At 62.9% G+C, this 13,441-nt stretch carries 13 protein-coding genes; 5 read left to right on the forward strand and 8 right to left on the reverse strand.

The window, feature by feature from the left end:
- Positions 1 to 103 precede the first annotated feature (103 nt).
- The 7 genes from AC1DZ8_RS10590 to AC1DZ8_RS10620 all read right to left on the reverse strand — a co-directional run bounded on the left by AC1DZ8_RS10590 (position 104) and on the right by AC1DZ8_RS10620 (position 7,846).
- A complete protein-coding gene (locus AC1DZ8_RS10590) occupies positions 104 to 2,347 on the reverse strand; it encodes a glycosyltransferase family 4 protein (RefSeq protein ID WP_477303649.1) in 2,244 nt (747 codons plus the stop codon).
- Positions 2,344 to 3,294 (reverse strand): hypothetical protein, encoded by a 951-nt coding sequence (locus tag AC1DZ8_RS10595; RefSeq protein ID WP_477400858.1) that lies wholly within the window; start codon positions 3,292 to 3,294, stop codon positions 2,344 to 2,346. Before AC1DZ8_RS10595 ends, AC1DZ8_RS10590 begins: the two co-directional genes overlap by 4 nt.
- A complete protein-coding gene (locus tag AC1DZ8_RS10600; protein WP_477303645.1) occupies positions 3,291 to 3,731 on the reverse strand; it encodes a S24/S26 family peptidase in 441 nt (146 codons plus the stop codon). The genes AC1DZ8_RS10595 and AC1DZ8_RS10600 overlap by 4 nt, the downstream gene beginning before the upstream one ends.
- A 10-nt stretch (positions 3,732 to 3,741) precedes the next feature.
- Positions 3,742 to 4,146, reverse strand: a complete 405-nt coding sequence (locus tag AC1DZ8_RS10605; protein WP_477303644.1) for a PqqD family protein — start codon at positions 4,144 to 4,146, stop codon at positions 3,742 to 3,744.
- 74 nt (positions 4,147 to 4,220) lie between these two features.
- On the reverse strand, positions 4,221 to 5,636 hold the full coding sequence (locus AC1DZ8_RS10610; RefSeq protein WP_477303642.1) for a nucleotidyltransferase family protein: 1,416 nt from the start codon (positions 5,634 to 5,636) through the stop codon (positions 4,221 to 4,223).
- Between the two features lie 321 nt (positions 5,637 to 5,957).
- Positions 5,958 to 7,130 (reverse strand): NAD(P)/FAD-dependent oxidoreductase, encoded by a 1,173-nt coding sequence (locus AC1DZ8_RS10615; RefSeq protein WP_477303640.1) that lies wholly within the window; start codon positions 7,128 to 7,130, stop codon positions 5,958 to 5,960.
- Positions 7,127 to 7,846: a class I SAM-dependent methyltransferase gene (locus AC1DZ8_RS10620; RefSeq protein WP_477303638.1), complete on the reverse strand. Its 720-nt coding sequence runs from the start codon at positions 7,844 to 7,846 to the stop codon at positions 7,127 to 7,129. Before AC1DZ8_RS10620 ends, AC1DZ8_RS10615 begins: the two co-directional genes overlap by 4 nt.
- Positions 7,847 to 8,180: 334 nt before the next feature.
- Here AC1DZ8_RS10620 and AC1DZ8_RS10625 point away from each other — a divergent pair, with 334 nt between their 5' ends.
- The 5 genes from AC1DZ8_RS10625 to AC1DZ8_RS10645 all read left to right on the forward strand — a co-directional run bounded on the left by AC1DZ8_RS10625 (position 8,181) and on the right by AC1DZ8_RS10645 (position 12,899).
- Positions 8,181 to 9,197 (forward strand): type III polyketide synthase, encoded by a 1,017-nt coding sequence (locus tag AC1DZ8_RS10625; RefSeq protein WP_477303636.1) that lies wholly within the window; start codon positions 8,181 to 8,183, stop codon positions 9,195 to 9,197.
- Complete coding sequence (locus AC1DZ8_RS10630) at positions 9,197 to 10,420, forward strand: sulfotransferase family protein (RefSeq protein WP_477303634.1); 1,224 nt, start codon at positions 9,197 to 9,199, stop codon at positions 10,418 to 10,420. Before AC1DZ8_RS10625 ends, AC1DZ8_RS10630 begins: the two co-directional genes overlap by 1 nt.
- Positions 10,421 to 10,669: 249 nt before the next feature.
- Positions 10,670 to 11,044, forward strand: a complete 375-nt coding sequence (locus tag AC1DZ8_RS10635) for a Tgt2/MlaC family protein (protein WP_477400861.1) — start codon at positions 10,670 to 10,672, stop codon at positions 11,042 to 11,044.
- On the forward strand, positions 11,013 to 11,774 hold the full coding sequence (locus tag AC1DZ8_RS10640) for an ABC transporter ATP-binding protein (protein ID WP_477303630.1): 762 nt from the start codon (positions 11,013 to 11,015) through the stop codon (positions 11,772 to 11,774). Before AC1DZ8_RS10635 ends, AC1DZ8_RS10640 begins: the two co-directional genes overlap by 32 nt.
- A gap of 3 nt (positions 11,775 to 11,777) precedes the next feature.
- A complete protein-coding gene (locus AC1DZ8_RS10645; RefSeq protein WP_477303628.1) occupies positions 11,778 to 12,899 on the forward strand; it encodes an ABC transporter permease in 1,122 nt (373 codons plus the stop codon).
- Positions 12,900 to 13,059: 160 nt separating this feature from the next.
- Here AC1DZ8_RS10645 and AC1DZ8_RS10650 read toward each other — a convergent pair whose 3' ends face one another.
- Positions 13,060 to 13,440 carry a hypothetical protein gene (locus AC1DZ8_RS10650; protein WP_477303626.1) on the reverse strand — a complete coding sequence of 127 codons (381 nt, stop codon included), beginning with the start codon at positions 13,438 to 13,440 and terminating at the stop codon, positions 13,060 to 13,062.
- Position 13,441: the final 1 nt, after the last annotated feature.

Consider the following 13,441-nt stretch of genomic DNA (forward strand, 5'->3'; position numbering starts at 1 on the left):
CCGTCCGCCGTCACTCTTGCGCTGTCGTGCAGATCGCTGGAGATCCGAGTTTGCAGTGCGCGATCCTGTCGCGATCTATCCGCAGCCTGTACTGCCGGTCGTGCTATTGACCAGTGATCGCTGCCTCGATCAGCATTTGACGGGCAGCGGCCTGGAGCCGGTGCTGCTTTTCCGCCGCTTCGCGCTGGGAAATGATCCGACGCGGGATTGTATCAATCAATTCGCGTAGATTTGCCTCGACCTTGTCAGTGGATGACCTCCAGTTCAGCCTGGCCTGTGCGAACTCGATCCCGGTCTCCTGCTTTGAACGCAATGCACCGCGACCAGCCTCAAATATCTCGCGCATGGTCTTTGCGAGCGCGTCGACCCGCACCTCGCAAAAATCAACCGCCTCCACATCCATCTCGAAGCCCATCGCAAGATTGATGTTGCGCGAGAACGGCAGCCGGATGCGCCGTGCCAGTACCAGGAAGGACGTGGCTGGCGAGCAGTAGTCCATCGCCGGCCCGAGGTTCGGCACGATCGATGGCAGTCCCGATGCCATGGCTTCGAGGATCGGCTTTGCAAAACCTTCGGCGCGGTAAGGAAACACGCCGACATCGCAGCCTCGAAACAGCGCGGCGAGCTCCTCGACCGAGAGGCGCTGATCGATGTGGACGACCAGCGGAGGATCGGCGCGATCGTCGGCTTGGAGGATGCCTTCGACCTCACTGCGGCCCGCGTAGAATTTGTTCTTCGAGTCCCCCTTGATCACCAGTGCAACCATATCGCTCGCCGAGAAGGCGGATTGGTAAGCCTTGATCAGGATATCGATGCCTTTGCGTCGCACCGCTCCGCCGACGAAAAGGAACGCAAAGCGGTCGCTTGGAACCAGCGGCGAGACGGGCCCGTCAGGACGGAAAACATCGGCATCGAAGCCGACCGGCACCACGCGTATCATTGCCGGATCGATCCCGCTTGCGCGGGCCTGCTCGGCGATCCATTCCGTGTACACCCACAATTGGTCGAACTCGGTTTCGATCTTGGTGACCCAGCTTTTCGGGTAGGGTCCGAAATCCGACGTTCTGACCGCGATGCAATGGCCGGCGTCAGGCGGCCGGAAATCATTGAAGTCGTGCAGATAGTCGTGCAGCAAAACAGCGTTGTGCAGGTCGTGCCGGTCGTCATCGATCGACCTGATCGTGTAGCCGCGGCCGGTCAGATCCTCGCTCCAGGCAGCGTTGTCCTTCTTGAAGGATTCCACACCGCCAATCCCGCCTGAAAAGGCAATGGCCGGCGATGTCCAATCTGGAGCTGAGGAGAGCGATCGAATTGTCTGGGAAAGCAGGTGCACAGGTTCGCTGCGCATGATGCGGCGTGCCCGCGCGCAACTCTCCTGCAGGTCGGCTGGCGGAATGAGATGCCCCTTTGTCGCCGCCGACAAGCGGCTCTCCCAGGCATCGATGCTGGTGTAGTCGTCGATACCCATCGCACCGTCGCCGATGATGTCCCTGAGCCCGCCTGCCCGGCTGGCAAGGACCGGGATCGCATTGGCCAGAGCCTCGACGGCGATCCGCCCAAAAGGTTCGGGCCATTGCGAAGGCACAAGAACCAGCTTGCTCAGCGCCAGGAAATCGCGCGGACGCATGCGGCCGGGCAGCTCGACATTAGGCAAGGCCGCGGCTTCACGCACCGTGCTGATGGACAGGTCGCTGCCCGGCTCACCAACGAGCATGAAGCGCTTGTGCGGAAACCGGCGCGCCATCTCAAGGAAGATGTCGCTGCCCTTGTGGCGATACCCACAAACGGCAGTGATGCAGGCGGCATCGCCGGCCGCGGGTTCAGCGATGAGCACCTCATCTTCGTCCCAGGAGTTGAGCAACACCTCGCTGTCGCGATGAGCGCGATCGCGCAGGAACCCCTGCATGTGCTGCGAGCAGGTGAAAACGTGATCCGCAGACTTCAGAACGAAGTCGATATCATCCGCAGGCAAAGCGCGGTGCGCTGGAGGTATCGACCACTGCAGCCTTTCCTCGTCCGAGGGCGGCGAGAGCTCGTAGGCGTGTATCCACAATATGCGCGGAATGCGGAAGCGCCGTGCCACTCGGAACGCCGGCACCGCATCGCCCAGCGAGGCGATGATGACGTCGGGCCGCTCAGCGCCGACAATAGTCTTCAGTTCTTCCACGTCGCGGAATCCGCGCAGGCGAATTCCGTCGCTGGTCCGCTCGAAAGGCGCCGGGTGGCCGGAGAGCATCTCGCAAGCGAAGCCATAGCGCGCTTGGAGCTGCCGCAGTGCCGCCCGCGCAGCGCGCTCGGCCCCTCCGGCGACTTCGCATGCATTGCTGATGACGTAGAAGATCTTCATGGCCGGCTCGGGTCCGTGAGGTGCTCGAAAAGCCGGTCGAGACCTTGATAGTCGCGGGTCAGGGTCAAGGCATAGGCCGGAACGCGGGCTGCGAGTTCGGAGACATAGCCCAGCGTATCCAGATGGTCTTGCGTTCCCGCAAAGCGGTTGGAAGGCGCAAGGGAATGCAGCAAGCGAACCGCCACCCGACTTGGCGGCAGGCGGTCGAGTTCGAACGCCTCGCCGACCCTGGGGAAAAAGATCTGCTTGAGAGGATAGTCCACATAGGGCGCGGTTGTGAAATGATTGGCAGTCGCAATCTGCTTCTTCGCGATGCCGCCGAAATCGAGCGCCGGCAAGGCCAGATGACCGAACAGGCGCCGCTCGGCATCCGCCATGATCCGCATGGTTTCGTCGCAGCCGCTCACCGTGAATGCCTTGCCGTTGCGATGGATCATGACATCGTCATCGGCCAGCACCAGCGCGCCGCGGCCGGCGAGATAGGCGCAGGTGCTGCTCTTGCCCGCCCCCCTGTCGCCGACGAACATGCTGGCCACCCCGTCGAGACAAATCGCCGAGGAATGCTGCCTGATATAGCCCATCCAGAACAGGATCTTGTTCAAGAGAACGACGAGATAGATACGCCTTTCCGCGTCGGTCAGACCGGTCTTGTGAACGGTGAACCGGGCGCGCGACGCGTCGCCTTCCAGCGCGGTCTGCGCATCGATCGCCTCGGTGCGAAGCGTGCCGTCGGCCGTGATGACCAGGCCATCGGGAGGCACCACAAACGGCGTCGGTCCGGGGCTATCGACGATGTCTAGACGCAAGCCGACCGACAGTTCGTCGTCGCAGGGCCGCAGCCCTGTCGAATAGATCTGAGCGAGGTCGTCGAGGTAGCGTTCCTGCGACGCATCGACTTCGACGCGAAGGCTGCCAATCCTGAGAATGGCAACATGCCCCGGCCTCACTGTATGGGTCCGGTTGCCGGCCGGAAACGGCCGCGCAAGGACCGCCACCAGGCATGAAGCAACGAGCGCCGTGCCGTGCGCCGCCACTCCGGATCCGACATTGTAATCCAAAGGTCGCCGCGCAGGCGCGCTTCCGCTCGCCCCAGAATGTCATCTCGGTGGGCGTAAAAGTGCAGATATTTCCAGCCGTCGCAGTAGAGCGTCAGCCGATCGGCCTGCTTGGAGAAAATGCGCCGGGTCGGGAACTTTTCGCCATTGCGATAGGTCACGATATCGCCGCGCGACAGGTCGGCCCAGGCGACCGGCCGCACGACCACCATGTCGCCCTCCTGCAGGAAGGGCAGCATGCTGTTGCCGTGGAAATAGAGCGAGCGGTCGGTCGATGACACCGACACCTGAAGCTCCTTGCCGATCATCCTGGCGTGGTCGGGGTCCATCGGTGGAAGTCTATTCGCCGCTCAGGATCAGCTGCTCGAGCTCGCCGTGGCGCTCAAGCGTCGGCTTCTCGTAGACTTGCGGGAGTTCGACAGCGTCGGCGCCCTCGAGCTGCGGCGCAGGACCGTCCGCCGACACGATCAGGCCTTCCGATTCAAGCTGTGCAATGGTTTTGCCGACATCGCCGTTCCAGTCCGCCGACTGGGCGCCGAAACGATCCTCGAACATACGGGCGATTTCCTCCGGCTGCCGGCCTGAGACAACAAGCTCGCGCAGAACGAAGGTGCCGGTGCGGTTCATGCTGTAATAGGCTGATGTCTCGGCATTGATCAGCACCGCTTCGCCGTCGATGAAGCGACAGGCTGACCCGTTTCCCTTTAGTCCGTAGGCCGACATTGGTTTTGCAGTTGTGTTCATGGTTGCACTCTAATTTGTGTGAAGCACCGCAATCAAGCCGAGCCGCCAAATAATCCGACCGGGTTCGAAAGACGTCAATTGCCCACCGGTTCAATCGTCAGTGACATGCCCTCGGCGATACCGGTCGTCGCTGTGTTTTCCGCGTTGAGGGCAACTACGGTGAGCCGCGCTGGATCGGGCAACTGCACGGGATGGCGAAAAGTCATGCGAGCGCGCCAGGATTGCGGCGATATGGGCAGAAGCCGGTACGCCAGTCGAAACCGGATTCGCCCGATCCACTTGTCCTCAGCCAAGACATCGAATGACAGGCGTTCCAGTCCTGGCGGAACATCGGCAAAGCGAACGGTCAATCCGCCTTCGCCTATGCCGCTTACCGGCATTGTCGCTCTGCCGTTTTCAAACCTGCACCAGCCCGCCTGCTTGCGACGCAGCGAGGGCGCCACCAGCCAGGATGTCTTCCAGCTCGGGATGTGCGCCAGCCAGCGCCAGGAGCGATGCAACTCCGCGCCGACGACAAGGGCGCGATCAAGCCATGTACGCGCCCGCGTCGGTTTCATCGATGCCGCGAGTTCCCGACGGTAGAGCGGGTTGGAACCATCGCGCTCGCAGGCCGCAAGGATCGGCGCTGGAACCACCGTGCCAAGCTCGTTCAGGAGCGCCGCTGCTATCATCACCGGCAAGCCAATCCGGCGTCGACGGATTTCGTCGGCGACGATCTGGGGGTCGAATGAAGCATCCTGAAGTGCGAGGTATGAATCGACGAGCCAGTCCGCGGGGCTGTCGTCGTCAAAGACCAGACCATGCGCAATGGCCTGGAGGAACCGGTCCGAAGCCGAGGGTATCTTGACAGCTATACCGAGGATCTCGGCATCGACCGCCCGCTGCCACAATCCAGCGTCGTAAGATCCGAGCCGACCGAAGCGTAGCGGTGCGGCATGAAAATCGATCTCTATGTAGTCGGGCCGACCGGCGGCAAAGAGCGGAGCAAGCGCCCTGGATTTGACGGGCCCAGGGAGCACCCCGCTGATCGGTCGATAGCCCAGGCCTATCGCGATCTCCAAGGCAAGCGGCAATTCATCCGGCCTGAACAGGAGATCGATGTCCCTGATCGCTCGCAAGTGCAAGTCTCTGGGGTTTGCGGCTATGCGCGCTCCCCCCTTCAGCAACATGACCGGCATTTTGGCGCCCAGGCGCTCAATCAACGGGCAAGCGGCGGTCAGGCGCGCATGGTTGGCGAGAAAGGCATTGCGGCGCGCGGCAGCAACCTTGTCAGATGCGCTGCTTGAAATTCCCAACTGCGTCAGCCTCTCGGCCACTGACGGCATCAAACGGACTTCGGCCGCGCTCGGCTCGATGGCCGCTCTGGCGTCCGACCACTGCCGCCAGGCCATGGCGGCGTCACCGCCGTCGCTGATGACGACCCGAAGCAGCAGCCATGTCGGCTCTGCCGGGCGGGCCAACTTGACCAGTCTTGCAAGGCTCACCCTCATGTGCGGCAAATTCTGGCTTTCCAGCGAGGGTGGAGGCGGGAATGCCCGGCTCTAGGCGACTTCAAAGACATTGCGGACTTATCCATACAGGCATTTCAGGGCCCTACGTCGCGGTGTCAACGGCTGGCTCAATCAGCCAACCAAATGATAGGCGTGGCGGAACATCGCGATAAGCACGAGCGCTCGATCCAGTGTCAGCCCTGGCACATCAGGCGTAAGAAGCATCTCAACGGAAGCCTCTCGGCGCACGCGCGGATCTGCTCGACGTCTGCGTCACCCCAGCGCCTCATTCAGTTGGCCAATAAGCGGCGCTACTCAATGTCAAAAGCCCGGAACAGGCTGGGTCTTTCCACTCAATCGAGCGCCAAGCGTCAAAGCCGCCGGAAAATATTTGATCACGGCGCGCATGGCCGTTCCGCCACCGGGCCCAATCGCTATTCGGGCTATCAAGGCTGCGGCGCGCAGACGAGCCGAGAATTGCCGGCGCCACGCGCGTTCGTAGCGACGTCCGGCCGCGTCGTGGCCCTCGGGACCCTTGCCCGATGCGATCAGTTCTCTCGCAAGAAGCCAGCCGGATTGCAGCGCCATCGAAATCCCTTCCGCGATGACAGGATGTGACTCACCCGCGATGTTGCCGACGCGGAAGATGCCCTGATCATAGCCAGCGCGAATGCCGGGATGAATCGGTCCCGCGGCGAGCCATGGGCCATCCAGTTCGGCACCGGCCAGCGCAGTCTCTACGCCTTGGCACGAGGCCAGAACGTGGCGCCACAATGCATCGGCGGCCGCAATGTTTCCAAAGCGCTGGCGCAGGCCGGATAGAACGTCCCGGCGGATGCAGCAGGAAATCGAAACCCGGCCACGGTCCGCTGTTACCATTCCACCATAGCCGCCCGGGAATACCAGCAGCGGCATCAGGTCGGGCGGCAGCGCGGCGCCGGTAAAATGCGCCTTGAACCCGAAAAGGTCGGAGGGGGCGCTTGTTCTTTCAATCTGGCTTGGAAGTTTCCCGGGTTCCCAGGATCCGTGCGCGGCAATGATGACAGGTGCACTCAAAATCTTTTGGTGCTGTTCCGCCTCCACGGTCACAAATTGCAAATCATCGCGCCGACGAATGGCGACAGCCTTGCAAGGCTGGAGAATTTCGACACCCGCGCGTTCTGCGGCCTGCAGCAGGATGTAATCCAAACGGTCGCGGCCGAGCGCGCGGCCGAGACCCGTCTTGGCGATCGGCATTCGCGCTTGCGCCGAGACATCGCCCGAAAAGAACCCGACGCGACGTATTTCGGGGCCGGCTTCCGCGCGCCAGATCTCGCCGACGCCCAACCGGTCGAGCAAGGCCAGGCTGGTCCCCGACATGAATTCGCCGCAGACCTTTCGGCGCGGAAACACCACCTTCTCCACCATTGCCACCGACCAACCATGCTGGGCCAGCGCAACGGCGGTAGAACTGCCGGCGGGGCCAGCACCGATAACTATTGCGTCGTGTATCATCTGGTGCCGGGCATGCTTGCCCCGGGGAAACTGGCACCGACAAAACCTTGAGTGAACAGGCCTTTGCGGCCCTCCATCACGGGCGTGCCCCCTGACAGTTGCCACAGTTGGGAAAGTTCCGTGCCGCGGAAACCGGCGCGGACACTTTGCGTCGCGTCGTTGAGTGTAACCGCGCAGGCGCCGATCAGTCGCAGGAACCGGGTCGCGACAAGCGGCACCTTGGCCCTAAGCGGCTCCGTCGTGACGAGCATCGGGGCCATCGTCATGATACGGGAAAACAGCTCCAGGAGCCGCGTGTCGTCGAAGTGATGGAGGATAAGGTTGGCGCAGACAAGATCGAAAGGCTTGTCTCCTGTCCACTCGAAAATATCGGCGGTTACGGGTTGCGCCCGCCAACCAAATTTGGCGAACGCGTCGCACACATCCTTGCCGATCAGTCCGATTCTGTCGACCATGACGAGCTCGACGTTGGGCCAACGCCGCGCCATCAGCCGCGCCACCGTCAGCATGAACTTTCCGTCGCCGGCGCCGAGTTCGAGGATGCGCAGCGGCGGCGTTTGCACGTTCGCCCGCATGAGCGATGCCATGAACCTGGCCTGGAACATCAATGCGTTGATGCGAACGAGATCACGACGCGATGCGATCGCACGAGGATCATCGGCCGCGAGGCCGTCGAGGAGCTCTGGCTCCAGATGCCGGATGTTTATGTCGGTCATGCGATGGATCGGCAACCTAGGGCATCAGCCGTCAATCCGGCAAATAGAATTCGGCCGTACCCGTATGGCTGCGCGCAGTTCATGACGGAACTCGCATGTGAACTCAATCCGGATGGCGAGGTCTCTTTCATACAGGATCGGAGGCTGGTATCACAATTTGCTAATAAGAAATATCGGCGCCACGCAATAAAATGCCTTATGCCGACGTTTGCCTTAGGAAACGCTTCCCGAATTCCTAGACCTCTTATGAGACCCGATTGGGCTCATTGTCGGAGCAATTTTGTCCCCTCAAGCGTATCTGAACCGCATTGCCACGTCAGTTCCAGAACACGACGTGCATCAGTTCTACCTCCGCTATGGAGCTTTGCTGCTTGAAGACGATGCCCAGCGCCTAGCGCTCTTCGAGCGAATGGTCGCTCTGGCCGGGATCGAACATCGCTATTCCTGCTTTGCGCCCGCCGATGATCCCTGCGGTGGGGCAATCGACCGCGACGGCACCTCGGTCAGGGGCTCGTTCGCCAGCACCGCAATCCGCATGGAGATGTACGAAGCCGCGGCGCCGGAGCTGGCGCAAGAAGCCGTCGACAAGCTGCTGGCCGACGACGACCGCTCGGCGGTCACGCATTTAATCGTGACGAGTTGCACCGGCTTTTCGGCGCCCGGCATCGACCTCGAACTGGTGCAGCGATGTGGCCTGGCGACGTCGGTCGAGCGCACCATCATCGGCTTCATGGGATGCTATGCCGCCATCAACGCCTTGAAGCTGTCACGCCATATCGTGCGCTCCGACCCGAAAGCCCGCGTGCTGATCGTCAACATCGAATTGTGCACGCTGCATTTCAGGGAAGCCACTGAGCTTGAGAAGCTGATCTCGTTCTGCCTGTGGGGCGACGGTTGCGCGGCCGCACTGATCACGGCCGAACCGCACGGCATCCTGCTCGAAAGCTTCCACGCCATCGTGGCGGCGGAGCGCAAGGAGCTGATGAGCTGGCACATCCGCGACGACGGCTTTGACATGGTGCTGTCCGGCCAGGTTCCGGGCGCGGTGCGTGAGACACTGCGCAACGACCGTGCGGCCATCCTCGGCGGCAGGCCTGCGAGCGAGATCGATTTGTGGGCGGTGCATCCCGGCGGCCGCTCCGTGCTCGACGCGGTCGAGCGGGCACTCAAACTGGAGCCGACCGCGCTCGCCGCATCGCGCGAAGTGCTGCGGCGATACGGCAACATGTCGTCGGCAACCGTGATGTTCGTGATGGCCGAAATGCTGAAGGAGCCGGCGGGCTTGCTCGGCTGCGGCATGGCGTTCGGCCCAGGATTGACCACCGAGACCATGATGTTCAGGACAGCCTGATGGCATCGAACACTATCCGGCACCGCATCCGAGCTTTCGCAGAGCGCTGGCTGGTGCCGTATTTGCCGTCTCCGCACTTTATGTGTGTGGCGCCTCTTGACGCCGTGCTGCGGGTCTTGTGGTACGCGGAGGGCAAAATCCCTCCGGCTTACTGGCCGCGCCTGGTGCTCCTGCTCCTGCTTTCCGGCATCAACACGATCGCCTCCCTGCCGGAGCGCGTGATTCTTTGGGCATGGCTGCGGCTGCGACCTCCCCGGATGGAGCGGGACAACGCTCCTGTGTTCGTTCTCGGCTACTTCCGATCGGGGACGACGTTTTTGCAGAACCTGCTGGCAACCGATCCGAACCTGAGATCGCCGAGCTGGCCGCAGGTCCTGGCGCCTCAGACATTCATTCTGGGCTGGGCTCTGCTGCGCTACCTTTTCGTCCCCTTGCTGCCGTTGACGCGCCTCGACGCAGTCGTGCCCATGGGCGCCAGGCTGCCAGCAGAGGATGACTTCGCGCTGAACAATCTGGGTGGGATGTCCGTCCTGGCGGGACGTGCCGTGCTCCCCCGCCGGCAAGCCTTCTTCAATCGATTTCACGATCTCGACGGGCTTTCGGCGGCGGAGCTAAGCCGCTGGCGCTCACATCAGTTTGCTTTCGTCCAGAAGCTCACGCTGGTTGCAGGCGGGCGACGACTTCTGCTCAAGTCGCCTAGCCATACGGCGCGCGTCCGCTACCTCCGGGAACTGTTCCCGGGCGCCAAGTTTGTCCACATCTCCCGTTCGCCGGAAGTCGTGTTCCGGTCCAACCTCCTTCTGGTGCGCGAATTGCAACGTGCATTCGCCCTGCAGCCGCCATTGGCCGAGGACGAGCAGGAGGAGATCATCGCTCACGAATATCTCGCGACGGAGACGCACTATCTGGCCGATAGAGCTCAGATTCCAGCTGGCGACCTCGCGGAAGTGCGGCTGCAGGATCTCACCGCCGACCCCGTGGGCGAGATGAAGCGGATCTACCATGAACTCGGCCTGCCATTTTTCCGCGACCGCGAGGAGCGGATGCTGCGGGTCGCCGCGACGTTCGGCAAACAGGTGCGCGACCGCCATCCCCACCTGACGGAAAGGCAGAAAGCGCGCACCGCTCGCCTCGCACCGCTGGCAGCCGCTTTTGGGCATGCGCCGGCGCAGGCTCCCGGCACGCCCAATCTCAATGTTGACAGCCAACCGCGCATTGGATGACATGAGATGATGACGACAGCCCGATGGTCGCACGCAAGCTTGGCAGCCTTCGCCCGGCTGTTGCTCGTCCCTCTGTTGATGGCGACCTGCGTCCTACCGCTTTCCGCATCTGCCGATGAGCAGAGTGATGCGGTCAGGTTGGTCGAGACTGTGCGCCAGGCGGCGATCGCGCTTGGGCACGGTGGATCCGCAGATGGGCAGCTCCGTTCGATCTCCGCGGCGTTCGACGGTAGGGGGATCGCGCAAGCCGTGCTCGGGACGTATTGGCGCCGGGCGAGTGCAGACGACCGCGCCTCGGTGGTCGATGCGCTCCTTTATGCTATCGCACACAGGCTGGCCGACAAGCTGGAGCGGACGCAGGACAAGACTTTCACCGTGCTCGGCACAAAGGCTCTGGCCAACGGCGACATCCTGGTGCGCAGCGAATTCCGCCGGCCGCTCCACGGCCCAACCTCCGTGGACTGGCGTGTGCGCCACTGCCGCGGACAACTCTGCATCGGCGATGTCTTTGTCGACGGCGGCTCGGTGACCGTGCAGCAGCGGGACCGCGTAGCCCAGCTGCTCGCCGGCAATGGCGGCTCGATCCCAGCACTTGTCGCCGATCTCAGGAAAGGCCGGGTATGACTTCTCGCTCGTGCTCATGTCCGCCCTCGTCGAATTGAGCAATGTCGGCCGCGACTTCGACGGCGGCCGCATCGTCGCCGTCGATGATGTGTCGCTCACGATCGGGAATGACGAGACCGTCGCCATCGTCGGCCGCAGCGGGAGCGGCAAGTCCACGATCCTGAACCTGGTCTGTGGGCTCGACCGGCCGACGCGGGGCGAAGTTCGGTTCGAAGGACGGGCCATCAGCGGCAGGGCCCCATGGGCGGCGGTGCGGGCCAGCAGGATCGGCATCGTTTTCCAGAACTTCTTCCTGCTCCAGTCCCTGTCGGCGCGCGAGAACATCGAGGTGGCGTTGTTAGGAAACCTCGGCGGAGCGCGGCAGCGTCGTGTTCGCGCACTCGAGCTTCTGGCACATTTCGGTCTTGCCGAGCGCGGGACGCTCCGGCCGGCCGAGCTTTCGGGTGGCGAACGCCAGCGGCTTGCCATTGCCCGCGCGCTCGCCAACCGTCCGAAGCTTCTCGTTGCGGACGAGCCGACAGGAAGCCTCGACGTGCAGACGAGCCAGTCCGTGATGAGCATCATCGGCAACGTGCATCGCGAGTTCGGTACCGCAGTGATCGTGGTGACGCATGACGAGGACGTGGCCGCGCTGTGCGGGCGGCGTGTCGAGATCTCCGACGGCCGCATCCGTTCGGACAGCCGAATGGCGGCGACGCTTGCGCCCGCGCCAGCGTCGCGGATCGGCTAATCCATGACAGAGCTGACCCTTCCGTTGCGCGGTCTCATTGCGCGCCCGCTTCGCACCCTGCTCACGGTTCTCGGCATCGCGCTGGCGGTCGCGGGGTTCGTGGCGCTTACCGGCCTGACCGCTGGCGTCCAGCATTCGTTTGCATCGGGAATCGATGAGAACGGTGCGGACCTGGTGGTAAGCCAGCGCAGCGCATTCAACCTGGTGAGCAGCACCGTGCCCAGATCGTTGGGCTCCGGGCTTTCCGCGGTGCCAAACGTCGAGGCCGTATCGGGCGTTCTCCTGAACATCACCACCGCTGACGACGCCGCGAATATCGTCATGGCCGGCTGGCCGAGCGGCAGCTTCCTGTGGAAGGACATGCACCTCGTGGCGGGGCGAATCCCTGCACCGGGCGACCAGTGGCCGGTGATCCTTGGCGAGTCGATCGCCAGCGCCTTGGACAAGCGGGTCGGTGATACGGTCGAGCTGCAGTTCCAGCCCTATACGGTTGTCGGCATCGCGTCGTTCTCGTCCATGCTGAACCAGAACAGCGCGATCGTTCCGCTCGAGGGGCTGCAGCAACTCCTGTCGCGGGAGGACGTGTTTACCTTGTACGAGGTGAGGTTGAAGCGCCCGCTCGACAAGAACGACATCGCGGTTGCCCGAACCCAGCTCATCGCAGCCGCACCGGGGTTCGAGGTCGGCGACACCGAGCAGTTTGCCAACAGCATCCGCATCTTCGATCTGCTTCGGGCGATTGCCCAGACAATTTCACTGGTCGTCATGGCGATGGCCTCTGTCGCCGTTGCCAATACACTTCTGATGGCCGTGAACGAACGGACGTTCGAGATTGGCGTTCTCGCGGCGCTTGGCTGGTCACCGCGGCGGATTCTTCGGCTCATTCTCATCGAAGGCGTGATCATGAGCGCAGCCGGCGGGGTAATCGGGATTGTCTTGGGCGTCCTCACGATGGAGATGGCGGCGAAGACAAACTTTGCGGCGGGGTTGATCGTGCCTTACCTGTCAGGCTGGTCGATCGCGCAGGCACTGATCTTCGTCTTCATCGCTGGCCCGCTCGGCGCGCTCTACCCGGCCTGGCGCGCCACGCGCCTTCTCCCCGCCGACGCGCTCCGCAGGATCTGACGCGACACGCCTGGTCCGGGAAGGCGCTCCAGCCAATGGCGGCGGGCAAAAGCGTCAATCATCTCCAGCGGAAGTCTGGCCCTGTTCGCCGGATAGCGTCACTAGCGGCGTCAAACGACGTTGCCAATATCGAACGGGCATGGCGGTAAATTCCCTGCAGCTACTCTTGTCCCCGCTTTTGCCCAATCAGATCGAGCCGATCGCGGTCGGAGCGTTCGCGCTCGTCCTGGCGGCGCACGTCCTTGTAGGCGCGCTCGACAATGTTGGTGCGCGCAGTCGCGGTGGCGATGAGGGTGACCTCCTGCCTGGCGCTTTCCAGGCTCGCCTCCTGCCGGACCAGCGCGTTGGCGATGCGGCGATGGTAAAGGTCCGGGAACAGGACCGCCATCGACTGGTCGTCGAAATGCTGGACCAGTTCCTTGGCCTCGGTCTCGGCGGTTGCCGCCGCCGCCAGGAAACTCGCATGGCGGGTCTCATGCAGCGCCTTCAACTGCTCCTGCACCTTGACCAGTTTCTTCAGCCGTTCCTTGCGTGTGGTCATC

The sequence above is a fragment of the Mesorhizobium sp. P2_F7 genome (assembly GCF_056403695.1).